General features: G+C 60.6%; 21 protein-coding genes. 10 read left to right on the top strand and 11 right to left on the bottom strand.

What is annotated here, in order from left to right; all coding sequences use genetic code 11:
* Nucleotides 1-3: 3 nt before the first annotated feature.
* The 7 genes from trhO to E5K02_RS05160 form a co-directional block, all read right to left on the bottom strand.
* The gene (gene trhO / locus E5K02_RS05130; RefSeq protein ID WP_135392714.1) at nt 4-957 is read right to left on the bottom strand and encodes an oxygen-dependent tRNA uridine(34) hydroxylase TrhO; all 954 of its coding nucleotides are present in this window, start codon (nt 955-957) and stop codon (nt 4-6) included.
* Nucleotides 958-1,058: 101 nt separating this feature from the next.
* Entirely contained in the window at nt 1,059-1,691 is a 633-nt protein-coding gene (locus E5K02_RS05135) for a NeuD/PglB/VioB family sugar acetyltransferase (RefSeq protein WP_135392716.1), read from the bottom strand.
* Between the two features lie 111 nt (nt 1,692-1,802).
* Entirely contained in the window at nt 1,803-3,074 is a 1,272-nt protein-coding gene (locus E5K02_RS05140) for a hypothetical protein (protein ID WP_135392718.1), read from the bottom strand.
* Entirely contained in the window at nt 3,071-4,372 is a 1,302-nt protein-coding gene (locus E5K02_RS05145) for a DUF2851 family protein (RefSeq protein WP_135392720.1), read from the bottom strand. Before E5K02_RS05145 ends, E5K02_RS05140 begins: the two co-directional genes overlap by 4 nt.
* A 183-nt stretch (nt 4,373-4,555) precedes the next feature.
* Nucleotides 4,556-5,200 (bottom strand): LolA family protein, encoded by a 645-nt coding sequence (locus E5K02_RS05150; protein ID WP_135392722.1) that lies wholly within the window; start codon nt 5,198-5,200, stop codon nt 4,556-4,558.
* Nucleotides 5,201-5,306: 106 nt separating this feature from the next.
* Entirely contained in the window at nt 5,307-8,276 is a 2,970-nt protein-coding gene (locus tag E5K02_RS05155) for an FtsK/SpoIIIE family DNA translocase (protein ID WP_135392724.1), read from the bottom strand.
* Between the two features lie 79 nt (nt 8,277-8,355).
* On the bottom strand, nt 8,356-10,056 hold the full coding sequence (locus tag E5K02_RS05160) for a DUF6044 family protein (RefSeq protein WP_135392726.1): 1,701 nt from the start codon (nt 10,054-10,056) through the stop codon (nt 8,356-8,358).
* Between the two features lie 136 nt (nt 10,057-10,192).
* Between E5K02_RS05160 and E5K02_RS05165 the strand changes: the two genes are divergently transcribed.
* Nucleotides 10,193-10,630, top strand: a complete 438-nt coding sequence (locus E5K02_RS05165; protein WP_135392728.1) for a hypothetical protein — start codon at nt 10,193-10,195, stop codon at nt 10,628-10,630.
* Nucleotides 10,631-10,666: 36 nt separating this feature from the next.
* Here E5K02_RS05165 and xerD read toward each other — a convergent pair whose 3' ends face one another.
* Both xerD and E5K02_RS05175 read right to left on the bottom strand, forming a co-directional pair.
* Entirely contained in the window at nt 10,667-11,569 is a 903-nt protein-coding gene (xerD, locus tag E5K02_RS05170; protein ID WP_135392730.1) for a site-specific tyrosine recombinase XerD, read from the bottom strand.
* 25 nt (nt 11,570-11,594) lie between these two features.
* Nucleotides 11,595-12,173, bottom strand: a complete 579-nt coding sequence (locus E5K02_RS05175; protein ID WP_135392732.1) for a hypothetical protein — start codon at nt 12,171-12,173, stop codon at nt 11,595-11,597.
* Nucleotides 12,174-12,267: 94 nt separating this feature from the next.
* On the opposite strand from E5K02_RS05175, the gene aroQ reads away from it, so the two are divergent.
* The 7 genes from aroQ (at nt 12,268) to E5K02_RS05210 (ending at nt 17,951) form a co-directional block, all read left to right on the top strand.
* On the top strand, nt 12,268-12,714 hold the full coding sequence (gene aroQ / locus E5K02_RS05180) for a type II 3-dehydroquinate dehydratase (protein WP_135392734.1): 447 nt from the start codon (nt 12,268-12,270) through the stop codon (nt 12,712-12,714).
* Nucleotides 12,715-12,983: 269 nt separating this feature from the next.
* Complete coding sequence (locus E5K02_RS05185) at nt 12,984-14,048, top strand: aminotransferase class V-fold PLP-dependent enzyme (protein WP_135392736.1); 1,065 nt, start codon at nt 12,984-12,986, stop codon at nt 14,046-14,048.
* Between the two features lie 119 nt (nt 14,049-14,167).
* Nucleotides 14,168-14,728 carry a MarC family protein gene (locus E5K02_RS05190; RefSeq protein ID WP_135392738.1) on the top strand — a complete coding sequence of 187 codons (561 nt, stop codon included), beginning with the start codon at nt 14,168-14,170 and terminating at the stop codon, nt 14,726-14,728.
* A 123-nt stretch (nt 14,729-14,851) separates the two neighbouring features.
* A complete protein-coding gene (gene rnhA / locus E5K02_RS05195; RefSeq protein ID WP_135392740.1) occupies nt 14,852-15,316 on the top strand; it encodes a ribonuclease HI in 465 nt (154 codons plus the stop codon).
* A complete protein-coding gene (locus tag E5K02_RS05200; protein ID WP_135392742.1) occupies nt 15,313-16,422 on the top strand; it encodes an acyltransferase family protein in 1,110 nt (369 codons plus the stop codon). Before rnhA ends, E5K02_RS05200 begins: the two co-directional genes overlap by 4 nt.
* Before the next feature lie 53 nt (nt 16,423-16,475).
* Nucleotides 16,476-17,195 (top strand): hypothetical protein, encoded by a 720-nt coding sequence (locus E5K02_RS05205; protein ID WP_135392744.1) that lies wholly within the window; start codon nt 16,476-16,478, stop codon nt 17,193-17,195.
* Between the two features lie 18 nt (nt 17,196-17,213).
* Nucleotides 17,214-17,951 (top strand): tRNA1(Val) (adenine(37)-N6)-methyltransferase, encoded by a 738-nt coding sequence (locus tag E5K02_RS05210; protein WP_240737158.1) that lies wholly within the window; start codon nt 17,214-17,216, stop codon nt 17,949-17,951.
* A 255-nt stretch (nt 17,952-18,206) separates the two neighbouring features.
* On the opposite strand, the gene E5K02_RS05215 is transcribed toward E5K02_RS05210, so the two are convergent.
* Nucleotides 18,207-19,571 (bottom strand): saccharopine dehydrogenase C-terminal domain-containing protein, encoded by a 1,365-nt coding sequence (locus E5K02_RS05215; RefSeq protein WP_135392746.1) that lies wholly within the window; start codon nt 19,569-19,571, stop codon nt 18,207-18,209.
* 247 nt (nt 19,572-19,818) lie between these two features.
* On the opposite strand from E5K02_RS05215, the gene E5K02_RS05220 reads away from it, so the two are divergent.
* Nucleotides 19,819-20,319, top strand: a complete 501-nt coding sequence (locus E5K02_RS05220) for a cytidine deaminase (protein WP_135392748.1) — start codon at nt 19,819-19,821, stop codon at nt 20,317-20,319.
* Between the two features lie 94 nt (nt 20,320-20,413).
* Nucleotides 20,414-21,079 carry an alpha/beta hydrolase gene (locus E5K02_RS05225; RefSeq protein WP_135392750.1) on the top strand — a complete coding sequence of 222 codons (666 nt, stop codon included), beginning with the start codon at nt 20,414-20,416 and terminating at the stop codon, nt 21,077-21,079.
* A gap of 55 nt (nt 21,080-21,134) precedes the next feature.
* Here E5K02_RS05225 and E5K02_RS05230 read toward each other — a convergent pair whose 3' ends face one another.
* Complete coding sequence (locus E5K02_RS05230; RefSeq protein ID WP_135392752.1) at nt 21,135-21,884, bottom strand: SDR family NAD(P)-dependent oxidoreductase; 750 nt, start codon at nt 21,882-21,884, stop codon at nt 21,135-21,137.
* Between the last annotated feature and the right edge of the window lie 5 nt (nt 21,885-21,889).

Consider the following 21,889-nt stretch of genomic DNA (forward strand, 5'->3'; position numbering starts at 1 on the left):
GGGCTAGGCCACCGGGGGCCGGTACGACAGCAGCCCTTGTTCGGGGTTGTAATGGTTGCTCAGCTTGGGGTAGGTACCCGTGCCGTCGTAGGGGCGCTTGTCGGGGTGCTCCTGGCAGGCCGGCGAACAAGCCCCGTCGAGCTGCTCACCACAGGCTTCGCACAAGGCCACGTGCGCATTGCAGTGCGGATTGGCGCAGTTGATCATCCGGTCGGAGGGCGTAGCGCAATGGTGGCACTGAGCAATGATGCTGGGATTCACGCGGTTGACATCCACCGTCACGCGGTTGTCGAACACGTAGCACTTGCCTTCGAAGTCTTCGCCACCGGCTTCAATGCCGTACTTAATAATGCCCCCGTGCAGCTGGTAGACATTCTCGAACCCTTGCTCGAGCAAATAGGCGCTGGCCTTTTCGCACTTCACCCCGCCGGTGCAGTACGTCAGAATCTTTTTGTCCTTGAACTCCTTGAGGCGCTCTACCCGGTCGGGAAAGTCGCGGAAATTCTCGATGTCCAGGGTTACGGCATTTTTGAAGCGGCCCACGTTGTACTCGTAATCGGAGCGCACGTCCACGATAACCACGTCGTCGCGGTCTTTGAGGGCTTTAAACTCCTCGGGCGAGAGGTGCTGACCGGTCTTTTCGTGGGGCCGCACGTGGTGCAGGCTGCTGTGCACGATTTCGGGCTTCACCCGCACATGTAGCTTCTGAAAAGCATGCTCCGGCGCCTCATCAACCTTGAATTCCAGGGCCGCAAAGCGCGGATCAGCCTTCACGATACGCATATACTCCTCGCAGTCGGCAGCCAGGCCCGAGACCGTACCATTCAGCCCTTCGTGGGCCACAATAATGCGCCCCAGCAAGTTCAGGCGCAGGCACAGCCGGTGATGCTCGTCGCGAAACGCCACCGGATCTTCGATGGGCGAGTAGCAGTAATACAGTAGAACGCGGTAATCCATATTGAAAAACTGAGAACTAAGAAGTTAGAGCCAAGATGTAGACCCCAAGTCCGCTATGGCAGCACTGCTGAGCGGTAAGCCTACAGCTCCAAGCGCTACCATTATACTTTCTGGGCGGGGTTGCCGAAGACGGTTTGGTTGGCGGGTACATCGGCCACGACAACCGAACCGGCCCCAATACGGGCCTTGGCCCCAATCTTAACGCCGGCCACGACAATGGCCCCCGAGCCGATAAAGGCCTGCTCCTCCACTTTCACGCCGGGGTTGAGCACCGCGCCGGCGCCTACCTGCACGTAATCGGCCAGCTCAGCGCCTACTTCCACCACGGCGTTGGCCCCGATGAGGCAGCCGTTGCCCAGCTTGGCATTGCTGGCTACTACCGCCCCGGCCCCGATGAGGTTGCCATGACCCAGCCAGGCATGCTCGGCCACACTGGCGCGGGCGTGAATGGCGTTGACGGGCACTACTTCGTACTCATCGCGCAGCATGTTGGTCAGGCTACGGCGACTAGCGGAATCTTCCGTGGCCACGAATACCTCACATTTCTTGCCCAGCAGCTTGAGGAGCTCTTTGTCGTCGGTGTTGCCCATGACGGGCACATTGTTCAGCTCCGAGTTTTGCAGCTTGGCATCGTCGTCGAGCAAGCAGTAGACCACTACATCATTGCTGGTGAAGGCATCAAGGGCCGTGGTGCCGAGGCTTTGGGCCCCCAGAATAATGACAGGATTTTCCATGCAGACAAATGAAAGCCGGGTGCCGGCTGTGCTTTTAAACCAAACCGCAAAGATACAACGGCTATTGGCCTGCAACAAGCTTCCGCGGCAAGCAGTGCCAAGCTGGGCTTTTTATAAGCCGAGCTTCGTAAGCCAACGGGCCGCGTAGGGGTGCTGCAGGGTAAGCAGCACCAGATACGGCAGCATTACGGCGCGGTAGCGGTTTAGCGTCCCCAGGTTGGGGGTACTCAGGCCCAGCAGGGCGGCCAGCACCAGGCAGTAGAACAACAGGGCCAGCACCACGGCAAAGGGCAGCTCACCGGCCTTGGCCCGCCCCACGGCCACCAGCGCACTAAGCAGCAGCACGATTAGCACCACGTTTTCCAGCCCGGCCACCAGGTAGCGGGGGCGGCCCGGAGCCTCCCAGGGCAGGGGCCGCACAAGGGCGCTGAACGTGGCCTTAGGCGTGTTGTGCAGAATGCTTTCCACGGTAGGAGCCAGATGGTCGAACATAATGTGGGGCTGGTTCTCGGAGTTCTGCTGCAAGTCGGAGTGCACCCGAATCAGCTGGTTGGTAAACTTATTCACGCGAAATACCGGACTGACTTCGCTGCTCACCCAGCCCCCCCCGGCTAGGCATACGGCAAACAGCGCGGCTTGCGCCACCCGAGGCAGGGCCCGACCCAGTAAGTGCTGTAGTAGCCGGACAACCGCCAGCCCAGCCAGGGCAGCCAACAGAGGTGCCGCAAAGAAAAACCGCATTTTAAAGTGTAGCAAAGCCAGCAGAACGGCGCCCACCACCGCCCCGACCCGCCCCCGCCCGGCGCCGTAGAGCCAGCGTAGCACCAGGGCCACGAGCCAGCTACTGCTGCCCAGCAGCACCGCTTCCTTGGTCAGGCCCGCCGTCCAGTACGCCACGGTGGGCCAGAGCAGGAATGCCACGACCGGTGCCCCGGGCGGCGTCTCAGGAAACACCTTGGCCACAGCTACGGCCAACTGCCAGCTCCCAACAAAGCAGAATAAGGACAGGTACACCCCGTTGAGCACCACGCTGCCCAGCGACGCCAGATTGAACACGGATAGCAGCTTAATCAGGAAAAACGTGTTGGAGTAGCCGTGAAAAGTCAGGCTTTGCTGGCCGTGCCAGAAATAGTTGCCCCCGAGCGTCTGCAGCCACTTGCCGGGCTCATCCCAGAGCTGGGCCGTGAGCTGCCGCCCCCAGTGCTGATAATAAGCGGCGTCATCCGTGAGCAGGTAGCACGCTACGGCACACGCCAGCAGTTTTAGCCCGAGCAAGGGCAGCAGCCACCGGCCCAGGGGCGCGCTACGATAGTGGGCCTGAACCCAGCCAAAGAGTAACCAGAGCAGTACACAATTCAGGCCCAGGGCCACCAGTAGTTTCACCCGACAACCAGATTTTGCTGCAGAATGCGGCTCCCGATAGCGCAGCGCAGGCAGTGGCGGGGCTGGCAGTAGCCGCGGCTCAGGGCCAGCAACCCTTGCGAATCGGCGGCGGAGCGGTGGCCGAACCCGACGCCCTGGTAGACATCCGTAATGTGGTTGTGCTCGGCAGGCAGGTGTTCGAGTAAGGCCACGGCTGATTCGATGAGTTCGGGTTGGCCCACGTAGCGCGCATAGGCTACCCGCAGGGGCACTACCACGTTGGCAATAAGCAAATGTACGCTACTACGGCCAAGTGCCGCTACTTTGCCCGGCCGCCCCGGCTGGTAGTGCTGCCGCCAGTACGTGGGTACGGGAGCCAGGAAAAATTGCTCGAGCGTCCGGATATCGGAGGCCGTGAGCAGGGCGCTGAACAGCACCGGCCGGGCGTGCAGGACCGCCACCAGCTGGGCCAGGCGCACGGTGGGGAAGTTGGCCGGCCGCAACCGCAGGAAATTCCACTCGTGCGGGGCCATAGCCGCGGGGGCCAGCTGGTATTTATGGCGCAGAAACTCGTATTCGCGCCCCAGCTCCTGCACGTACGGGTCGGCAAGGCTAGATTCCGTATCACTCAGGAAACCGGCCTGTCCGAACACCAGGGCTTCGAGCTGCCGCTCATCGTGGCGGTGGCGGCGCACGACGGCCAGCGGCAGGGCCTTGGCCAGGCGGGCCAGGGGCTCGGTATTCTTCTTAAAGCCAAACCCCGCCGCCAGGGCGTGGTAGGCCGTGGCTTCCCAATCCTGCCCCAACTGCTCGTGCAGGGCCGCTAAGCCATCGGCCTTCTGCTCAACCCGCTCCAGCAGGGCCCGCTCGACCATCATGGTGCGCGTTATCATGGGTACCCGGGGCAGCATGGAAGCGCAGGGCAGCAGACTGGTGCTAGCCTGCTCCACGAGGTTTTGGTACGAATTCACCAAAGCCAAATCCAACCGCGGGGCCAAGACCAGGGCCGGAATCACCGAGCCGTTGGTCCGCCGGATTTCCTGGTCGGCGCTATACACCACGTGCAAAATTACCTGGTCATATTTCTTATCGGTCTGGTGCTGGTGCCGCAGCCAGTCGGAGGCCCGCAGGTGAATTTCGACAGCCCCGTTCCACTCCACCTCGCCAATCTGCAGGCGGGCGTCGAGAAAATCCGGACCCGCATCGGCATTGCGGTGACCGGTCCGCAGCACGGTAATCAGTTCCCCGGCTTCGGTTCGCAGGTCCGTTTTATCGAAATACTGGTGCTGCCAGACATAGTGGAGGAAATCTTCTTTCATGATAAGGACACGCTAAAACACTTAACAGGATACGAATAGCAACCGTAGGCGGGGAATTTACTCATTCTCGGCACACGCCCGACCACGGCGAACGGCATCGGGTATACAAAATCTACCAAACGCAAACCGGCCCGCCCCTGCACGAGGCAGAAGCGGGCCGGACATTTCGGCAGACTATTAGGTTTAGCGCAGGTCAATGACCTTCACGCCCTTGTACTTTGTTTTGTCGAAGTTGAAGGTCGTGGCATCCACCGGCGGATTGGGCTGGAACTTGCGGATGGTGTACGTGTAGCGGTTGCCGTTCTTCTTGAACATCTTCCAGCTCTTCACCGATTTATCGGCCTTGCTCACCGTCAGGCGCACTTTGAAAACGGGGTTGTCCTTGTTTTCCGGCGACAGCTCAATGACGTCGCAGGCCTCCCCGGCTTCCTTGGTTTCCTGCACATAGGAATACTTGTAGCCCTTTTTGTAGAGCGAAAAGATCTGCGTGGGCGAAACATCCTGCTCTTCGGGGTCGAAGTCAGAGATATTCACTTCGTTTTCAGCCTTCATGTAGGTCCACATGGTCTGGCCGTTATTGATAACCTCCTGGCCGTTGAGCTTGAGCCGGAACTTCTGGCCGCTCACCGTGATATCACCCGTCAGGTTCTCTTTTACCTTGGCCGCGTCGTTCTCCAGGGTCTGGGTAAAATTAGCTTTGAAAGCCTTCAGAGCCTGGTATTTGGCGCTCATCTGATCCAGAATCTTACCGGCTTTAGGGTCCTGCTGGGCGCTGGCCGCGTGGGCCATCGTAACCGAAAGGGCGAGCAGGGCGAATACTTTTTTCATTAGGAAAGGATGGTGTCTTGAGGGCGTTAGACGCAAAATATGCAACTTAGTTTAGCGGGCTTGTCAGATAAATAACCCTGACAGACCCACTTTTGTCGCACTGTGGCTAACTTTTGGGCAGGTTATTCAACAACTGTTCCAAACTGTACTCGTCTGGAATTAATACCTCCCGGGCCTTGCTGCCTTCAAATGGCCCTACAATGCCGGCGTGTTCGAGCTGGTCGATGAGGCGGCCGGCGCGGTTATACCCTAGCTTGAGGCGGCGCTGCAGCAGCGAGGTACTGCCCTGCTGGTGGGTGACGATAACCCGGGCCGCTTCCTCGAACATACTGTCGCGGGAGGCTGCGTCGAAGTCTTCGTCGCCGCCGTTGCCCCCGCCGCTTTCCCCGGCCACTTCGGGCAGCAGGTAGGCGTCGGGGTAGCCTTGCTGCTCCCCGATGAAGTCGCAGAGGCGGTCTACTTCGGGCGTGTCGATAAAGGCGCACTGCACCCGAATGATGTCGGATCCCTGGGAAATGAGCATGTCGCCCTGGCCCACGAGCTGGTCGGCGCCGCCGGCATCGAGAATGGTGCGGGAGTCGATTTTGGAGGTTACCTTAAAGGAAATCCGGCAAGGAAAGTTGGCCTTGATGATACCCGTAATAACGTTCACCGAGGGCCGCTGGGTGGCCACAATCAGGTGAATACCGATGGCGCGGGCCAGCTGGGCCAAACGGGCAATGGGGGTTTCTACTTCCTTACCGGCCGTCATCATCAAATCGGCCAGCTCGTCGATAACCAGCACGATGAAGGGCATAAAGCGGTGGCCCTTTTTGGGGTTGAGGCGGCGCTCAATAAACTTACGGTTGTACTCCTTCAGGTTGCGGCAGCCGGCATCCTTGAGCAAATCGTAGCGCTTGTCCATTTCCATGCACAGCGAATTGAGCGTGTTCACCACCTTCTTGGTATCGGTGATAATGGCCTCCTCGGTGTCGGGCAGCTTGGCCAGGAAGTGGCGCTCGATCTTATTGAAGATGCTCAGTTCCACCTTCTTCGGGTCGACGAGCACGAACTTCAGCTGGGCGGGGTGGCGCTTGTAGAGCAGGGAGGCCAGAATTACGTTCAGGCCCACCGACTTACCCTGGCCTGTGGCCCCGGCCATGAGCAGGTGGGGCATCTTGGCCAAATCGACCACGAATACCTCGTTGGTAATGGTGCGGCCGAAGGAAATCGGCAAATCCATTTCGGTGTTGATGAACTTGTCGGTAGCAAAGACCGAGCGGATGCTTACCATTTCCTTTTTGGTATTGGGCACCTCAATACCGATGGTACCCTTGCCCGGAATGGGGGCAATAATCCGAATACCCAACGCGGCCAGGCTCAGGGCAATGTCATCTTCCAGGCTCTTGATTTTGGAAATACGCACCCCGGCGTCGGGCACAATTTCATAAAGCGTCACCGTGGGCCCGATAGTGGCCTTGATGCTGGCAATGTTGATACCGTAGTGACCCAGGGTTTCCACGATACGGTCCTTGTTGGCCTCCAGCTCTTCCTTGCTCACCTGCGCCTTGGCTACCCCGTAGTCGTTGAGCAGCTCCAAGGTGGGATACTGATAGCGCGACAAGTCGAGCGTAGGGTCATAGTTGACGGCGGGCATGGTGTCCATGTCCTCATCATCGTCGGCAATGGCCGCCATGTCGGCGCCGGCGGCTGGATCCAGTTCGCCGGGCTTGCTTTCGATTTGCAGGGCCGGACCGGCCGACTCGCGGGGCGCGGGCAGGGGCAGCGTAGCCGGCAGCGGCGCTTCATCATCGCCAGCCAGGTCGGCCAGCGACAAAGGCGTGGGAATGCTGGACGGCGCCGCCACGGGCTCGGGGTCGGTGGGCGTTTCGAAGGAGAAGCTCGGGCCTTTGGCCAGGGTGCCGGCACCAGCGGCGGCTATCGTAGCGGTGGCACTGGCAAGACCAGCAGCGGCGGGCGCCACGGTGAGCGGAACAGCGGCGGCGGCAGCGGTAGTGGTCGGCGTTAGGTCGGGAGCCGCAATGCTGAAAGCCGGGCCAGAGGCAGCGACCGAACCCGTAGCAACAACTTCGTCCTCGGCCTCTTCTTCCTCGTAGTCAGGCTCCGCAGTAGGCTCCGGCACGGCTGGCCGAGAAGCTTGCGGCGTAGCCACGGGGCCCACGCGGCGCAGGGTCATTTCGGGAGCTGGATCCTCTTCTTCCTCCTCTTGGTCGGCAGCGGCGAAGGGGTTTACCACGTGATTGGCGGCCGTCCCGGTACGCGTAGCGGCGGTGGAGTAACCTGCTAAGGCCTCCTCCTCGGCCTCTTCGGAGTCGCTGCGGCGCAGGTTCAGACTCGTCACGTTAAAGAAATAGACCACAAAGGAAATCAGCAGGAAAGCCAGCAGCAGCACCGTGCCCCAGCCAATAAGGCTGTCGAGCCAGAGCGCCGCTTCGTAGCCAATACCCCCGCTCAAAAAGTCCAGGGAATGCGCCAGGCCCGTGTCGGCATCAGGGGCACTCAAGGACAGCACCACGTAGCCCATCAGCATGCTCAGCCAGGCCATAGAGAACAGGCACAGGGCCAGCACGTAGCTCAGCGACACCTCGGCCCGGCGGAAGACAATCTTGTAGCCGAGGAAAAACACAATGGGAATAACGGCGAAGGCGGCAATGCCGAACCCTTTGTAAATCAGGACCTGCGCCAGCATGGCCCCAATCAGGCCCAGCCAGTTACCGGATTCCTGGCCGGCTTCCTTTACGGGCGTACTGCTCAGGCCTTCTACCACGCTCTGGTCGGCGTGCCCGGTGAACAGGAACGAGACGAAGGCAATAGTCAGGTAAATGGAACTGAGCAGGAAAAAGAAGCCCAGAAACAACTGAAAACGCCGGTCGCGCAGAAAAGCAAAGGGGTTACCCAGCTTAATGGACGGTAGCTTAACGGATTTGCCCGGGGTTTTAGCCGCCGCTTTCGGCGCACTCGTCCGGGGCTCCCGGGCAGGCTCGGCAGCGGGCCGGGCCTGATTGCGCGCCGGCCGGGGCTCATTGCCACGGCTCGGAGCTGCTGGAGTATTCTGTTTGTACGTATTTTTTGCCATTATGACGCACTAAAAGGCCAAATCTAGGGAATTTCGGCGGTTTGGTGGTTCCGCCGGGAATGGAGCCGCTGCCGGGTGGCTAGGGCTGCACTTCGTAAAGATACAGGTGCCAGAATGCGTTCCTAGCCGAAAACTCCTGTCGCAAAGTCAAGCCGCTGCGGGCGGGCTGCGCTAAGCGGGCCGCCGCCAGCACGTAACGGCCGCCGAGTTGGCGGAAGGCCGAAGCGTTAAAGGCAAAATCCTGCACAACCCGCGGCGGAAACGCCCCAACGCGGAAATTCTTGCCTAGCTCCGCCGAAAATAAGTAGCACCGGTTGCCCCAGGCGTCGTAGTAAGTTTGCAGCACCGGGCTTTTCGCCAGCTCCCCGGCAATGATGGGGCGAAACGCCTTTTTATAGGCCAGGGCGTAGTTGTTCTGGTAGCTGTCCAGGGTGTAGAAACCGTTGAGCTGCGCCACCCCCGGCGGAAAGCCCAGGCAGGCAACGCGGTACTGCGAGGCTGGCTGCCCGGTCTGCCGCTCAATAGTGCGGCGCACTTGCTGGAAGAGCTGCGGCGCCACGTAGGCCTGGTAGTTGGGCTCCGTGACTTTAGGGCGGCCAGCCAGTTCGCGCAGGTTGTTCAGCCATTCGGTGTTCATTACAATACCAACCAATAGCTGCATGATTACCAGGACACTAACTAGCTTCGTCTGAGGTAATGCTTGCAGGCTAAGGGCCAGCACAATAAACCAGAGCAGCGGCGTCAGGAAGTTGAAGCGACTCATGTTGAAAGTGCGCAACGCCGGCACACTACTCTGCACTTTTTCAATGAGCTGGGGGTAGAACCCGCAGAACAAGGCCAGCACTACCAGGGTGCTTAGCAGCAGCAGCAAACTACGGCGCGTGGTGAGGGAAGCCCGGCCCAGCGCCAGGGCCGCCGCCACGAGAATGACGCCGTGAAAAAAGCGGCCGGCGTGGTACTGGCCCAGAAAGAAATACTGAGCCGACGACCACAGCCCGGCCCCCACGCTCTGGGGGCCCAGTTGGCTCAAGTCGAACTCCAAGCGGTGGGGCACAAACTGCTTAGCCACAAACAGGGAGTACACCAACGGGTATTCGACCACCAGATACATACCAATCAGCAAGGCCAGGCCCAGCGTGGCCCGGCCAAACCAGTACCGCCCCTGCCCGGCGTCCCACAGGAGCAAGCCCCCAACGGCCACGGCCGCAAACGGCCCCACAAAGACAAACATGGACCACAACGGAAAGGCGGCAATCAACAGCCAGTCGGTCCAGTGGGCTGTGCCCCGCCGTAGGTTCAGGAACGCGTAGAGCAGCCAGGGCTGCCCCAGCACGGTGAGGCCGTACATGGAATATAAGGGCAGTACGGCCCAGGCCAGGCTCAGGCCCGCCGCCAGCCAGGCCGAGCCCCCGGGGGGCAGCAAGTGGCGGCGCAGCAGCACATACATTCCCAGCAAGGCCAGCAGGCGCACCAAAGCCTGCTGCAATAAATACGCGGGTAAGGGCTCGAACAGGCCAAAGAGCAGTACCGTCAGGCTCAGACCCGGGCGCAGGGCATTGCGCGGCAGCCCATTCATGATGGGTGGCACCACGGTGGCCGGCGCGTAATCCAGGGCGACGTGGTGGCGCGTGAGCAGATAGGGTATCGTCAGCTCCACGTCCAGGTTGTCGTCGATGGTCACGTAGCTCCTTTCCTGTAACAGGGCAAAGGGCAGCAGAAACAACAGCAGAGCCAGCAACGACCAGCCCAACGGCCCCACTAAACGATGATGTGTACGCATGAGCTTGAAAAACAAGCTGCAAAAATAGGCACTCCCTCCTCCCCTTCCGCAGCAAACATTTTCGCGCCGCATCCGTGCTACTGAAAGCGGCTATTAGTTACCATTTTATTAGCGCACCACGCCAGCCCCTTCCCACATGACCGGCCCTACCTTCACGCTTGCCACCAGCTCTCAGGACGCCTACTGCGCTGCCCAGTACGAACCCGAAAACGAGTGGATCCGCATTACCTGGCGGGGCTTTGTTATCAACGATGACGGCGTGCAGGGCGCCACGGCCTATCTAGGAATGCTGCAGGCCGTACCCTGCGCCATGCTCCTCAACGATAACAGCGGCGTGACCGGGCCCTGGTTCGATTCCGTGGACTGGCTCCAGCACATCTGGGCTCCCCAGGTAAAGGCCCTGGGTCTGCGCTACGTGGCCCACGTCTTGCCAGCCAATGATTTTCCGTCGGTACTGCCGCCCGCCGACGCGTTTGCCGGACAATTTGAACTTCAGATCTTCAGCACCCTAGCCGAGGCCGAGCAGTGGCTGGCCAGCTGCCGCCGGGCCCAGGCATCGGACCAGGTAGCGTAACCCGAAGCGGCAGCTGGCCCGGCCCCGGTTGCCCGGCTAGCTGCGCGGGTGAAACTCGGTGATAATCTGGCGCAGGTAGTCCCGGTCGAGGTGGGTGTAGATTTCGGTGGTGGTGATGCTTTCGTGGCCCAGCATTTCCTGCACGGCCCGCAAATCGGCCCCGCCCTCAATGAGGTGGGTGGCAAAGCTGTGGCGGAAGGTGTGCGGACTCACCACCTTCGCCACCCCGGCCTTGTCTACAACATCCTTGATGATGTTGAAAATCATGATGCGGGACAGTTTCGCGCCGCGCCGGTTCAGAAATACAAAGTCCTCGTGGCCGGGCTGAATATCGAGGTGGCAGCGTACCCCGCTGATATAAAACCCGATGTGCTTCAGCGCGTCGCGGCCGATGGGTACCAGCCGTTCCTTGTTGCCCTTGCCCGTCACGCGCACAAAGCCCTGGTCGGCGTAGAGGTTGGACAGGCGCAAATCGGTCAGCTCCGACACGCGCAGCCCCGAGGAGTACAGGGTCTCGAGGATGGCGCGGTTGCGGGTGCCTTCGTTGGTACTCAGGTCCACGGCTTCCAGCACCCGGGTTATTTCTTCGTAGCTGAGCGTATCGGGCAGCTTGCGGCCTACTTTGGGGGCTTCCAGCGTGTCGGTGGGGTCCAGGGTGAGCAGGTCCTCCATAATCATGAAGCTGTAGAAGGCCTTGATGCCGGACAAGGTGCGGGCTTGGGAAGTAGCACTCATACCCAGCTCGCCGAGCCAGGCCAGAAAATCGCGCAGGATACGGGTGGTCACCTGGGCCGGGCTGGCGGGCAGCTTCGAGATTTCCAGGTACTGGCGCAGCTTGCCGATATCGCGCACATAAGCCTCCACGGAATTAGCCGACAACGACTTTTCCAGCTGCAAGTAGCCTTCGAACTGCTTAATACTGACAGACCAGTTGGACACGAAGAAAAAAAGGCGAAAGTGGGCGTTAAAAGGCTTGTACGTCGAAGCGACCTTCGGTAATCGTGGTTTTCTGTCCGCTCGCCGCGTCGGTGGCCTCAAACTCAAAGGTGCCCGAAACGATGGTGTAGCGCACCTCCCCGCCGGTGGGCATTTTTTCAGTATGGGGTTCCACCTTGGTAATAGTCAGCGTGGCTGGGCCCGCCGGGGTGGTAATGTACTCCTTGCTGGCTTCCAGGCGCCCCTCAAAGCCGGTGGCCGCGGTGTAGGTGCCGGGCTTGAGCAGCACGCCGGGCTGGTTGAGTACGCTCAGATGAATGTACTGTGGCGCTTTGTCTTCGTGCTCCTGCTCGGCGCGCAGGTGAAAAACACCTCCTCCGGAGTGGGCATAATCGGCCTCCAGCTTGCTGTCGAGGGTGTGTTCTACGTAGGGTAGCCACAGCTTATTATCGACCAGGCAGCCGAACGTGCCTTTGCCTTCCTGGGTGGCCTCGGGCAGCTTGGGCGTGATAATGTCCTCAATCTTTTCACAGCCGGTGCTCCCCAGAAGCAAAGCCGTCGAGAGAAACATCAGTAAGGCTGAGCGCAGGAGTAGTTTTTTTCTCATAGCGCAGCAATATACCCGATTTATTGCTGGCCTCCAGTCCGGATTTACCGGCTTCGTCGGATATTGCCGCTTCGCTCGTTTTTCCAGCCTGTCCATGCAAATCCTAATTATCAACGGCCCCAACCTCAACCTGCTTGGCCGCCGCGAGCCGGGTATCTACGGCACCCGCTCCTTCGACGATTATTTACCCGAGCTGCGCGAAGCTTTTCCCGACTTCACCCTGGAATATTTCCAGAGCAACCACGAAGGCGAGCTAATCGACAAAATTCACGAGGTGGGCTTCACCTACCACGGCATCGTGCTTAATGCCGGGGCCTACACCCACACCAGCCTGGCCCTGGCCGATGCGCTGGCCGCCGTCAATACGCCGGTCGTGGAAGTGCACCTCTCCAACGTGGCCGCCCGCGAGGAAATTCGCCACAAAAGCCTGATCGGCAAGCACTGCCTGGGCAGCATCAGCGGCTTCAAGCTGGATAGTTACCGCCTGGCCCTGCATTATTTCGAAGGCATCCGCCCCAAGCGGGTGGGGTTTAAGGTGTGATATACTCCAGTGCTAATGTGCGTACTGTGGGGGAATGTGCGAGCTGTGTCATTGCGAGCAACGCGAAACAATCCGCCCTCTGCTCGTGACAAACGTCCTTTCACCAGCAAGCCCTTTCCCGTAGCCAACAGGAAAGGGTTTTTTTCAGTTTAGAAGGCGCCGCACATTTCAGCGGATGGATGGCTTCGTTCCTCGCAATGACACAATTTCACTATCTCACCATTTCACCTTTCCTACCTTTGCGGCTCCTCCTCTAGACTTTTCCACCTATGTATACATTCAACCCCGGCCCCTCGCAGGTGTATCCTGAGCTGCGGGGCTACTTGCAGGACGCCTTCGACGAGGGCTGGCTCTCGGCGCCCCACCGCGGGGAGCGGTTTACGGGCCTGATGCGCCAGACCGTGGCCGACCTGAAAACCAAGCTCAACATTCCCCAGGACTACACCGTGTTTTTCCTGAGCTCGGCCACCGAGTGCTGGGAAGTGCTGGCCCAGAGCCTGACCCCGAACAAGAGCTTCCACCTCTACAGCGGCGCCTTTGGCGAAAAGTGGTTTGAATACGCCAAGGCCCTGCGCCCCAACAGCACCGGCCAGCAGTTCGGTATCGATGAGCTGCCCGAGGTGTATACCCTGCCCCTGCCCGACGATTCGGTCGATTTGGTTTGCATCACCCAGAACGAAACCTCCAACGCTACCCAGCTGCGCGACGGCTTCATCCTGAACCTCTACAACCGCCTGGGCAACGCCCTGCTGGCCGTGGACGCCACCTCCTCGCTGGGCGGCATTCAGATGAAGTACATTAAAGCCGACATCTGGTACGGCTCGGTGCAGAAGTGCTTCGGCATGCCGGCCGGCCTGGGCATTATGGTTTTGTCGCCGCGGGCGGTGGCCCGCTTCCGCCAGATCAACGAGCGGAGCCACTACAACAGCCTGGTGGCCCAGTACGAGAAGATGCTTAACTTCCAGACCACCCACACGCCCAACGTGCTCGGCATCTATTTGCTGAGCCGGGTGCTCACGGACCGGGAGCCCATCAAAGCCGTGCACCAGCACCTGCTCGACCGCGCCACCAAGCTCTACGACTACTTCGACCAGGCCACCCAGCTCACCCCGCTGGTGACCAACCCCGAAACCCGCTCCACGACCGTCATTGGCCTGCAGGGCCCGCCCGCCCTCATCGACGAGGTGAAGCGCCGGGCCAAAGAGCAGGGCCTGCTGCTGGGCAACGGCTACGGCAACTGGAAGTCCAACTCGTTGCGCATCGCCAACTTCCCCGCCATCCCCGACGCGGCCTACGAGCAGCTGGTCCAGTTTTTCGCCCGCGAATTCGCGTAGCGAATCAGGTGAGATAGTGCACTGGTGAAATCGTGCGTTGATGTTCTATCTGCGCCATTTGCGCAACCTGCGCCATCAGAACAACGACCTCGTCATTTCATCATCTCATTAGTTCACAGATGTTTAGCCTCAAGGAAATCTTCTCGGTTACGCTTACCCTGTTTGCGGTAATTGATATTCTGGGCTCCATCCCGATTATCATCCAGATTCGGCAGCGCGAGGGCAAGATTCACTCCGAGAAGGCCACGCTGGTGGCGGGCGTGCTGATGGTGGTATTCCTGTTTCTAGGCCAGAGCATTCTGTCGCTGTTTGGGGTCGACTACCAGTCGTTTGCCCTGGCCGGCGCCATTATCATCTTTCTCATCGGCATGGAGATGATTCTGGGCATTGAGCTCTTTCGCAACGACCCCACCACCCGCACCGGCTCCATTGTCCCGCTGGCCTTTCCCATCATCGTGGGCGCCGGCACCATGACGACCCTGCTTTCCCTGCGGGCGGCCTACTCCCTGCCCAACGTGCTGGTGGGTATTGGCCTCAACCTGGTCTTCGTCTTCATCGTGCTCAAAAGCTCGGCCTGGATTGAGCGCAAACTGGGCAAGGCGGGCGAGGACATTCTGCGCCGCGTGTTCGGCGTGATTCTGCTGGCTATTGCCATCAAGCTGTTTAAAAGTAACTTTTAACCCTAGAGCAGTCATTCCGAGCCCCGCGAGACATCTCGCGTGCTGACGTATGAATGGTAAGCCATCATCAGCACGCGAGATGTCTCCCGCTGGTCGACATGACGTTCCTTTACTGCATCTGCCTTGATACAACTCTTCACCGACGGCTCTTCGCGCGGCAACCCGGGCCCGGGCGGCTACGGCGCTATTCTGCGCTACGGCCCCCACGAAAAGGAAATTACCCAGGGCTTCCGCCTCACGACCAACAACCGGATGGAGCTGCTGGCCGTCATCATCGGCCTGGAAGCCGTGACACGGCCCGAAATTCCGATTACCGTTACCACCGACTCGAAGTACGTCGTCGATGCCGTGGAGAAAAAGTGGGTCTTTGGCTGGGCCAACAAGGCGGACTTCGGCAAGAAAGCTAATGAGGATCTGTGGCGGCGCTTTCTCAAGATTTACAAGCAGCGCAAGGTGCAGTTCCGCTGGGTGCGGGGCCACAACGGCCACCCCGAAAACGAGCGGTGCGACCAGCTGGCCGTGCGCAGCGCCGTGCACGGCCCCCTGCTCATTGATGCCGGTTACGAGGCCGCGGCGGCCCAGTTATGAAACCGGGTTCCTACTTCCCCGCCCTGACGGGCTTACGGGCAGTAGCGGCCTACTGCGTATTTTTCTTCCATTTCCCCCCGGTGGAAGCCTCCGGCTCCGGACTCGGGCAGCTACTACACGCCCTGTGCCGGGAAGGTCACCTTGGCGTCTCTATTTTCTTTACGCTCAGCGGCTTTCTTATTTGCCAGCGTTACTACCACGTAGAGTTCACGCGGCGGCAGCTGCTGGCCTATGCCCGGCGGCGCTGGGCCCGGATTTATCCGGTGTTTTTCCTGGTCACGACCCTCACTTTTCTGCTCAACAAGCTCTACGCGGCTGATAACGGGCTTTGGCTGTATATCGCCAACATCACCCTGCTCAAAGGATTTTCGGACGGGCTGGCCTTCACGGGTATCGTGCAAACTTGGTCGTTGACGGTGGAAGAGTGCTTTTACCTGCTGGCTCCGCTGCTGTTCTGGCTCGGTAGGCGCTACTCCCCGCGGGTGTGGGCAGGGTGCGGCGCGGCCCTGCTGCTGGCCGGCTTCGTTGCCTATACCTGGACGGGCACGGGCTGGGAACTGAATTTTGCGCAGGCGCACTTCATGCTGATTGCCACCCTCTTCGGGCGCAGCTCCGAGTTTTTGCTCGGCGCGGCGTTTGCCCTGGCTACCCCGGCGGAAGCGGTGACCCAGCGCGCCACCCGGGCCGGCAGCCTGCTGGTGCTGCTGGCCCTGGCAGCCCTTACCGGCATTCAGCTCTACAGCGGCAAAGTCAGCATCGATACGGCTGGGGGCGTCGTGGTCAACAACCTGCTGCTGCCACTGGGCACGGGGCTGCTGCTGAGCGGGCTGGCCTCGGAGCAGACCTTGTTGCGAAGGGCACTCAGCACGGCGCCCTTGCAGGTGCTGGGCCGGGCCTCCTACTGCTTTTACCTGCTCCACATGGGCGTATGGCACGACCAGCTGCTGCGCTGGCTGCCGGCCGGGCTGCCCGGCCTGCTTCGGTTCGGCCTTGTTTGGCTGCTCACCGTGGCTTTGTCCGTAGGGCTGTATTACCTGGTGGAAAAGCCGGTTCACGGGTTTCTGCTCCGGTCAACGACTCGGCGCCAGCAGCCCCAGCCGGCCTAACTTCCTAATCAACATCTGGCCTTCGCGGGCCGGCTTGCCGTATAGTAGTACGTATGAACTCACTCCTTTTCTTCGTTTCGGTGGCCGGTTTGGGCCTCCTGAGTGCCTGCCAGCAGCAGATGGAAAGCTCTACGCCCGCCACGGCCCAGAGCGTCCCGATTCGGCCGGCCGTGCAGTGCAGCTGCCCCACCGAAGTGCCCCTGGCCAACACCCAGCCCGACAGCCTGTTTGCGTTTGCCGCCGGGCCGGTGCTGTCGGTCTGCGGCTATAAGGAGCAGGGTAAACGCCAGGAGTTTTTCTCGGAATTCGCCGTTTCTACCTGCCAGCCCCGCAAGGTGCTCAAGTACTGGGATATTCGGGAGAAGTGCCGCCTGAGCTTCCGCCAGGATACGTTGACGGTCGAGTCGGTAAAAAACCTGCCGGCCGGCAAGAACTTTGCCTATGAGTTTGTGGCCTTTCGTATCGACCGGTTTTTCACCGCCAAGGGCCAGGTGCAACACCAGTCTTCCCTGAATCAGAAGCTGCGGCCTTACACGGCCGAAGAAATAGCCCGCGTTAAGAAGGACTATGAAACGGCCGGCGCCGCCAAGCCCGAAAAGCGCATTGAGCTGGCCAACCGGCTGCTACTTAGCGCCTTCAGCGGCGACCAACAGGCCGGCAGCTACTTCCGGCAGTTTACCAGCAAGTTTCCGCTGGAGGGGGCCTACGCCGAAGAGTATGCCGAGTTGCAGCGCCTGCTGCGCGACTGGGACCGGCAAACCGCCCGCCGCTAGACCGTTTACTTTACTTTTTTGCCCTACGCCCGTTTGGCCAACTCCTATTTTCGCTTCAAGCATTTCACCATCGAGCAGGACCGCTGCGCCATGAAAGTGTGCACCGACGCCTGCGTGCTCGGGGCTACGGCCGAGCTTGCCGAGGCTAGCCGCATTCTGGATATTGGCACCGGTACCGGCCTGCTGGCGCTGATGGCCGCCCAGCGCAACCCCACTGCCCTGATTGAGGCCGTGGAACTGGAACCCGAGGCGGCCGAACAGGCACGGGCCAATGCCGGGCGCAGTCCCTGGCCCGACCGGGTCCGGATTCACCCGCTGAGCCTGGCTGATTACGCAGCTACCCTCCCGCTGCCCTTCGACCATATCCTGTGCAATCCGCCCTTCTTCCGGGCCTCCCTCCGCTCCCCCGATGCGGCCCGCACCACGGCCCGCCACACCGCCGCCGATACGCTCTCCTTTGGAGAACTGGCCGGGTTTGCAGCGCAATTTCTGACGGCCGCGGGAAAGTTAACCGTCCTGTTGCCTCCGCCGGAAATGCAGCATTTTGAGCGGGAAGCGGCCCGGGCCGGCCTGTATCCGGAGGCACGCTTGGTGGTGTGCCACCGGCCGGGTAGCAAGCCTCTACGCCATATTTCACGCTTTAGCCGCCAAGCAAAGACAGCTCAACAGTGCACCCTGCCCATGCACGAAGCCACCAGTGAGGCCTATACCCCCGAGTTTCGGGCTTTGCTCCAGGACTTTTACCTAGCCTTCTAAGCAGCCTTCAGATTACTGAGTGGTGGGCAAGAGCTGCGCTACCCGGGCCAGCTTATCCTGGTAGAGCGTATCGAGTAGGTTGGTAGTAAGTGTGCTAAACTCAGCGACAACGTAATGCTGCGGCCCTCGACCAGCAGGGTAATTTCGTCGCAGGCTTCGGGGAGGGTACCCAGCAGAAGCAGCCGCACCCACCCGAGTTCAGCGAGTTGGTGGCCAATGACCCGGACTCGAAGCAGTAGATACTCCCGCCCCCGATCAGACTTGTACGGCGGGCTCCAGGCTTACTTCGTGTTCTTCGAAGCGGATACCATAGTCGGCCGCCAGCTCATCCAAAATGGGTTCGTACAAGCTGGCCTCGGTCGGAATCACGACGCCGCGCTGGGTAATGAGTCCGGCCGCCAGGCGGCGCACGGCCATGGCGACGGGCAGGCCCACGGTTTTCGCCATAGCCGTCTGGGTCGCGTCGTCGCCCAATACTACCAACGAAGACTCCCAGCGGTGGGGCACGCCGGCCAGCTCATACTCCAGCGTGTGCTGCATTACTATCATGTCCTGGTCAGTTGCTTGCAGCCGCCACTTGTCGGTGAGCAGGCGCTCCAGGAGCTGGGCCGGGGTAGCGTCGGCTAAGCCTACGGGCTGCTCCGTGAAAATACCCAGCCACGTCAGGCGCTGCATTTCGGCCCCGTCGGGGTCCAGACCCAGGTAAGCAGCCAGGCGCTCGGGCAGGGAAGCCGAATCGGCCGCAGCGGGCAGGAATGATTCAATGAGGGCAGCCCAGCTCATGTCGGCCGGGTTACTCAGGTGCACGGAGTCGTCGGTGAGGCCCAGGCGCACAAAGGCCTGCCAGGCGGCGCAGTAGCCGGCCCGGCGCAGGGTGCCACGCAGCATTGTCGGTATATTGTCCAGGCCATACGGGGCGCGGTAGCTCAGCGAATCCCGGTTAGCGTAGCCGTCAAAATCACCGTAGCCGGCCACCGAAATCGGGGTCGTGCGGGCAAACAGCTGCTGATACGGAATAAAGCGCAGGTGGCCATTTTCCAGGTATTTGGCTGTGCTCTGCCCGGCCAGCACAACGTTGCGCGGATTCCAGGTAAACTTATACTTCCACGGATTATCACCTTCCGAATCGGGCGCCAGCAGCCCCCCGCAGTACGAGCGGAAGGCCGTCAGCCGTCCGCCCCGGCGCCGGATATCGGTCAGGGCCCGCATAGCCGACATATGGTCCAGGCCGGGGTCGAGGCCGCACTCCATCAGAATCAGAATATTTTCGGCCTTAGCCAGCCCATCCAGGGCCCGGATTTCTTCCGATACGTAGCTGGCCGTTACCATATGCCGCCGGTACTGCACGCAGGCCTTAGCCACGGGTAGGTGAAACAAGGCCGGCAGCATGGAAATAACAATATCGGCCTGCTGTACCAGCCCGTGCAGCTGCACTTCCTGCTGGATGTCAAACGTCACGGCCTGGGCATAGGCCGCGTGGGCCGACAGCACCGGGGCCAAATGGGCCGGGTCGACGTCGGCAATAGTCAGTTGCCAGCCTTCAGCACCCGCGTGGCGCAGCAGATAATGGATAAGCGAAGAAGCCGAGCGGCCGGCGCCGAGAAGCAGAATTCGAGCCATGGAAGAGCGAGTAATTGGCATTCGGCAGCGGGAATTTTGGGAGCAGCTGCCAAACGGGGTGGGAATCGAGGTCAATAATCGGTAAAAAAACCTACTACCGGGGCTAAATATCGTTGGGCTGGCCTTAAACCAGGGAGCTCATGACGCAACAAATGTTATTTGATAAAGGATAATTGTAGTACATTCACCGCCCCTTACCGCACCGGGGCCGCTATTCGGTACCCGAATCTTGTATTTTTTCCTCCCGATGGCCCACCCGCTCCATCTCACCATCACCGTCGAGGTGCTGGCCTCTGAAGCCGAACTATCCGCCGCTGAAGCTGCTACCTGGCAACAGGCCCGCGCCGCTACCGATCAGGCGTACGCCCCCTACTCCCACTTTCACGTGGGCACCGCCTTATTGCTCGACAACGGACTCATTCACAAAGGCACCAACCAGGAAAACGCGGCCTACCCGTCGGGTTTGTGCGCCGAGCGAACGGCGCTGTTTGGCCTGGCCGCCTCCCAGCCCGAGCGGCGTATTCTGTGCATGGCCGTGGCCGCCCGCCCCGCCCATGGCGAGTTTGTGGCCGTGACTTCCTGCGGAGCCTGCCGCCAGGTGATGACCGAGTACGAAAACCGCCAGGGCACGCCCATTCCCCTGCTGCTGCCCGGCCCCAACAATACCATTTACCGCTTCCGCTCCCTGGCCGATCTGCTGCCCTTCCAGTTCTCGGCCAGCGACCTGCCTCCGGTGGGGAATTCATGAGACCGTGAGACAGTGCGTTAATGGCCTGCTTAACGCTGGTGCGCCTCACTAGAACAAGAACTCGCCACTCCACCACTTCCTATTTTTAGCTCGTATGCCGGAATCACAGGAAAGGCACCTCACCGTTACCCGCTCGGCCCGCTACTACCAGGCTGGCGAGCTAAACGCGGCTACGCGCCAGGTATGGTTTGTGTGCCACGGCTACGGGCAGCTGGCAGCCTATTTCATCCGGCACTTCCACCGCCTCACCCAGGCCGACCCCACAACGGTTGTTATTGCCCCGGAGGGCTTGTCGCGCTTCTATCTGCAAGGCACCAGTGGCCGCATCGGGGCCACCTGGATGACGCGTGAAGACCGCCTGGCCGAAATCGACGACTACGTTGCCTACCTCAACCAGCTAGCCGGCACCGTCCTGCAAGCCTGTAGCGCCCAGGTGCAGGTTACGGTGCTGGGCTTTTCGCAGGGCGCGGCTACCGTGAGCCGCTGGTTGGCCCGGGCCCCGTTTCGGCCGGCCCGCCTCGTGCTGTGGGCCGGGGCCTTTCCTGCCGATATGGAATTTACCGTGGCTACGCGGCTGCTGCATCAGTTTCCGGTTACGCTCGTGTGCGGCGACCAAGACGAGTTCATCAGCGCCGCCGACTTAGCCCAGCAACAAGCCTTTCTGCAAAGCCTGGGGACCGAGCCGGAAATCATCTGGTTTGCCGGTAAGCACGAACTGAACGGCCCCGTTTTAGAACGACTGCATCAAGCCCTTATCTAACAAAAGAAGCCTTGCCAACGACTGGAAGGCTTTTTTTGTTGGCCGCATCGGGTTGTTAGCTGCGGTTGATAAGCGTAGCGGCACCTTGCGCCCCGGCAAAGACAGTGATTTCGGCAATGTGCACATTGGCCGGACGGGTTACCATAAATTGAATAACCTCGGCAATGTCCTCCGGCTTCAGCGGGTCGTAGCCCTGATACACCTTGGCGGCCCGTTCCGTATCACCCTTGAAGCGCACCTGCGAAAATTCCGTCTCCACGGCACCTGGGTTTACTTCGGCCACGCGGATGTTTAGCGGCAGCAGATCGATGCGCATGGCCTTGGTCAGGGCCGCCACGGCGGCTTTGGAGGCGCAGTACACGTTACCGTTGGCATACACCTCGTGGCCGGCAATGGAGCCGATATTAATAATATGGCCCTGCCGGCGCTGGGTCATGCCTGGCAGCACGGCGTGGCTCACGTTGAGCAAGCCTTTCACGTTACTGTCCAGCATGGTGTCCCAATCGGCAGGGTCGCCCTCCTGAATAGGTGCCAACCCGTGGGCTCCACCGGCATTGTTGACCAGCACGTCAATCTGCTGAAACTCGGCGGGCAAAGAGGCTACCGCCGCCTCCACGGCCGCCCGGTCGCGCACGTCAAAGGTCAGCAGGTGGGTAGCAGCCGGGGCCAGTTCCCGGGCTAGTTCTTCCAGCCGCTCCCGGCGGCGGCCGGTGAGAATGAGTTGGAAACCAACCTGGGCCAACGCTGAAGCAGTGGCGCGGCCAATACCGGAAGAAGCCCCGGTAACAAAGGCAGTACGGATCATAAAGG

The organism is Hymenobacter metallicola (assembly GCF_004745645.1).
GTDB classification, from domain to species: Bacteria; Bacteroidota; Bacteroidia; order Cytophagales; family Hymenobacteraceae; genus Hymenobacter; species Hymenobacter metallicola.

Coding starts and splice junctions, on each gene's coding strand:
- E5K02_RS05155 (WP_135392724.1), bottom strand. CDS start 8,276: ATGGCAAAAAATACGTACAAACAGAATACTCCAGCAGCTCCGAGCCGT.
- aroQ (WP_135392734.1), top strand. CDS start 12,268: ATGCAAATCCTAATTATCAACGGCCCCAACCTCAACCTGCTTGGCCGC.
- trhO (WP_135392714.1), bottom strand. CDS start 957: ATGGATTACCGCGTTCTACTGTATTACTGCTACTCGCCCATCGAAGAT.
- E5K02_RS05220 (WP_135392748.1), top strand. CDS start 19,819: ATGGCCCACCCGCTCCATCTCACCATCACCGTCGAGGTGCTGGCCTCT.
- E5K02_RS05215 (WP_135392746.1), bottom strand. CDS start 19,571: ATGGCTCGAATTCTGCTTCTCGGCGCCGGCCGCTCGGCTTCTTCGCTT.
- E5K02_RS05160 (WP_135392726.1), bottom strand. CDS start 10,056: ATGCGTACACATCATCGTTTAGTGGGGCCGTTGGGCTGGTCGTTGCTG.
- E5K02_RS05145 (WP_135392720.1), bottom strand. CDS start 4,372: ATGAAAGAAGATTTCCTCCACTATGTCTGGCAGCACCAGTATTTCGAT.
- E5K02_RS05150 (WP_135392722.1), bottom strand. CDS start 5,200: ATGAAAAAAGTATTCGCCCTGCTCGCCCTTTCGGTTACGATGGCCCAC.
- E5K02_RS05175 (WP_135392732.1), bottom strand. CDS start 12,173: ATGAGAAAAAAACTACTCCTGCGCTCAGCCTTACTGATGTTTCTCTCG.
- E5K02_RS05230 (WP_135392752.1), bottom strand. CDS start 21,884: ATGATCCGTACTGCCTTTGTTACCGGGGCTTCTTCCGGTATTGGCCGC.
- E5K02_RS05185 (WP_135392736.1), top strand. CDS start 12,984: ATGTATACATTCAACCCCGGCCCCTCGCAGGTGTATCCTGAGCTGCGG.
- E5K02_RS05200 (WP_135392742.1), top strand. CDS start 15,313: ATGAAACCGGGTTCCTACTTCCCCGCCCTGACGGGCTTACGGGCAGTA.
- E5K02_RS05225 (WP_135392750.1), top strand. CDS start 20,414: ATGCCGGAATCACAGGAAAGGCACCTCACCGTTACCCGCTCGGCCCGC.
- E5K02_RS05205 (WP_135392744.1), top strand. CDS start 16,476: ATGAACTCACTCCTTTTCTTCGTTTCGGTGGCCGGTTTGGGCCTCCTG.
- E5K02_RS05135 (WP_135392716.1), bottom strand. CDS start 1,691: ATGGAAAATCCTGTCATTATTCTGGGGGCCCAAAGCCTCGGCACCACG.
- E5K02_RS05165 (WP_135392728.1), top strand. CDS start 10,193: ATGACCGGCCCTACCTTCACGCTTGCCACCAGCTCTCAGGACGCCTAC.
- E5K02_RS05190 (WP_135392738.1), top strand. CDS start 14,168: ATGTTTAGCCTCAAGGAAATCTTCTCGGTTACGCTTACCCTGTTTGCG.